The organism is Paraburkholderia sp. UCT31 (genome assembly GCF_014397655.1).
GTDB lineage: Bacteria > Pseudomonadota > Gammaproteobacteria > Burkholderiales > Burkholderiaceae > Paraburkholderia > Paraburkholderia tuberum.
The window spans coordinates 1-3,051 of sequence record NZ_VZQP01000146.1 but is presented as its reverse complement, the minus strand read 5'-3'; the positions used below and the strand labels follow the sequence as shown (position 1 = coordinate 3,051).

Below are 3,051 nucleotides of genomic sequence, written 5' to 3'. Positions count from 1 at the left end.
CAAGAATGCACGCATCATTCAGGTGCTGCTGAGCACCGAAGCCACATACAAGCCTGTTGCACTGGCTGATTCATGAAGGCACTGAAAACTACGAAGAACCAATGTTAGTGGTAGCGACATAACCATCTGAACCGCCCCGGGTTTCCCGGAGACTGTTTTGCTTGAGTCATGCCACGGTGGCAGACCAAGCGAGATTTGCATAATAAGCGGCTTCTGCCTCGGCAGGTGGAATGTTGCCGATGGGGCCGAAGAGCCGACGATTGTTGAACCAGTCCACCCATTCGAGTGTCGCCATTTCAACGGCCTGCAGATTGCGCCACGGTCCGAGGCGATGGATTACCTCTGCCTTGTACAAGCCGTTGATCGTTTCAGCCAGTGCGTTATCGTAGGAGTCGCCCACGCTGCCCACTGACGGCTCGATGCCGGCGTCGACCAACCGCTCCGTATAGCGGATCGATAGGTATTGGGCACCGCGGTCGCTGTGATGGATCAGCCCGTCCTGCTGCGCCGGCTGTCGTTCGTACAAGGCCTGCTCCAGCGCGTCCAGAACGAAGTCTGTGCGCGCCGAGTTCGACACACGCCAGCCGACAATGCGTCGGGCGAACACGTCGATGATGAACGCGACATAGACGAAGCCCTGCCAGCTCGATACATAGGTAAAATCTGACACCCACAGCGCATTGGGCCGTTCGGCCGTGAATTGCCGGTTCACCAGATCCTTCGGGCACGGCGTCGAACCATCGCTCACTGTCGTGCGTACCGTCTTGCCCCGCACCACGCCGCGCAGGCCCATCAGCTTCATCAGCCGTTCGACTGTGCAGCGCGCCACGACGATGCCTTCCCGCCTCAATTGCTTCCAGACCTTGTCTGCGCCGTAGACCTGGAAGTTTTCTTCCCATACGCGTCGGATCTCCTCCTTGAGCATCCTGTCGCGCCGGGCCCGCGGCGGCACCAGGCCAGGATCGGCGCGGCGGGCCACGTGCTTGTAGTACGTCGACGGTGCGATCGGCAGCACCCTGCAGATCGGCTCGACCCCGTAGACGTGCCGGTGATCATCGATGAACGTGATCATCACTTCGGTCGCCGGTCGAGCTCCGCCTGTGCGAAATACGCTGACGCCTTGCGCAGGATTTCATTGACCTGCCGAAGCTCACGCACTTCCCGCTCCAGTTCCTTGATCCGATCCTGCTCCTGCGTGCTCGTGCCCGGGCGCAAACCCCGATCCCGCTCTTCCTTGCGCACCCAGCTACGCAGCGTCTCGCCCGAGCAGCCGAACTTCGCTGCGATCGACGCAATCACCTTCCATTGCGATTCGCGGTCGCCTTGATGTTCCAGCACCATTCGCACAGCCCGCTCACGAACTTCCGGCGAGTACCTTGGGGACTTCTTCTTCGTGTTTTCCATAGCTCCATTTTCTCAAGAAGTGGAGTCTCCGGAAAACCCGGGGCGGTTCAATCACTGGTTTGCGAAGCTTCCTGATTGTGATGACAAAACCGGTTAGACCAGCGCCCCACGATCCTGTACTTTATGCCGGCCGATAAAAAAGGCCGAACTGCTGCCAAGGACGGGGCGCGCGGATCTCATCAAGGCTGCGGGCATGTTGCTAGCCCACCAAGCAAGCCGGATACATGTTTGCAGACCGTTTTACGTCACAAAAGAAAGCTTGCAAAAAGCGTCGGGTCCATACATGCATGAAATGAATCTGCAACATCGTTGCAATCGGGAACGGCGGCCGACCGGTTTTGCCCGTGGGATAGTGCGGCTCAATCAGCGCAATCAGCTTCAACCAGGGCACAACACGTCGCATCTCATCGAGAAATTCCCGTTTGCGCGTGCGCTTCGTTGACAGATCCAGACCAAGACCAAGTTGCGTCATCACACTGCTCCTCAACTAATTCGCTCTGTTTCCAGGATAGCTCAGCAGCAACGCAATGCCAGGACTTTTGCAGACCTTCCTTAACTGGCCACCGCTTCGACTTGCCCGGATGCGCTGCGAGCGCGAATCCGTAGTTGTCGTGTTGCCCGCGAGCTTCCGGCGTTTGTCAACAACGGAGGTCACCTATGAGAGTAATTGGACTTGACATACACCGCACGTTCGCACAAGTAGCTATCCTCAGCGATGGCAAGCTGCAGGATCATGGCCGCTTCAGCATGGACCGCGAAGCGGTGCTTGGCTTTGCCACTAAGGGCTACGCTGAAGAAGCCGCCGTTTTCGGCGACGGTTTGCTGCTGAATTTCGGAATGCGAGATCAGCGACGCGATTGGTTCGATTTTCTTGCCCTGAAGGGCCTTGCAAGCGGGTCTCTCAACCCACTTTGGCCCCTCATGGACGCACCTGTGCCATGAGCCGCTCGCGGCTCATGTAAATGTTGCTCAACGCCAGTGCGGTGAAGGCGCGCGTGGCGTTCTTCGCCAGGCCGCGATAGCGCGCCTTGACGAAACCCCACAGCCGCTTGACCACCGCAAAGACGTGCTCGACCCGCGCACGTATCTTCGACTTGTTGCGGTTCTTCGAGCGTCTGGTGTCATCGACCTCACCACTTCGCCTGCGCACACGCTGGTTGGTAAAGTCCTTCGCTTGCGGTGCCTTGCTGGCGATGAGTTCCTTCTGGCTCGCATACGCGCTGTCACCGTACACACGCCGCTCGGCGCCATGCAGCAGAGCCGGCAGCGGATGCTTGTCATGCACGTTCGCAGCCGTCACTACCGCGCTGTGTGCCAGCCCCGTCTGACTATCCACGCCGATGTGCAGTTTCATGCCGAAGTACCACTGCTGGCCCTTCCTCGTCTGATGCATTTCGGGGTCTCGCGTCTTGTCCGCGTTCTTCGTGGAACTGGGCGCACCGATGATGGTGGCATCCACGATGGTGCCGGTGCCAACCTTCAGGCCGTGCCCTTGCAGTACCTCGCCGACCTTGGCGAACAACGGTTGTGTCGCGATAAGAGAAGTGAGGCGCGCGCACTCCGGTATGAATAGGAATGCTTACATGATCAGCGAATAGAATTGCACGGCCGCAGTTTTGATGTCGCGCTCGTCTTGCATCTGCCCTT

General features: G+C 58.6%; 3 protein-coding genes, 1 pseudogene and 1 other annotated feature. Of the genes and pseudogenes, 1 reads left to right on the top strand and 3 read right to left on the bottom strand.

Annotated features, from left to right (window positions below):
* Positions 1-166: 166 nt before the first annotated feature.
* Positions 167-1,404, bottom strand: a protein-coding gene (locus F6X40_RS41160) for an IS3 family transposase (protein ID WP_410452758.1) whose coding sequence is annotated in 2 segments (ribosomal slippage) — positions 167-1,110 and positions 1,110-1,404 — 1,239 coding nt in all. Because the reading frame shifts where the segments join, the coding sequence is not laid out codon by codon here.
* Positions 998-1,114 (bottom strand) — a sequence feature (AL1L pseudoknot). It overlaps the preceding gene by 117 nt.
* A gap of 277 nt (positions 1,405-1,681) precedes the next feature.
* A pseudogene (locus F6X40_RS41155) lies at positions 1,682-1,876 on the bottom strand (IS5/IS1182 family transposase); the annotation flags it as partial.
* Positions 1,877-2,061: 185 nt separating this feature from the next.
* Here F6X40_RS41155 and F6X40_RS41150 point away from each other — a divergent pair.
* Complete coding sequence (locus tag F6X40_RS41150; RefSeq protein WP_187631848.1) at positions 2,062-2,346, top strand: hypothetical protein; 285 nt, start codon at positions 2,062-2,064, stop codon at positions 2,344-2,346.
* Here the strand turns inward: F6X40_RS41150 and F6X40_RS41145 are convergent.
* Positions 2,324-2,971, bottom strand: a complete 648-nt coding sequence (locus F6X40_RS41145) for an IS5 family transposase (protein WP_316251899.1) — start codon at positions 2,969-2,971, stop codon at positions 2,324-2,326. The two genes, F6X40_RS41150 and F6X40_RS41145, sit on opposite strands and share 23 nt — an antisense overlap.
* Positions 2,972-3,051: the final 80 nt, after the last annotated feature.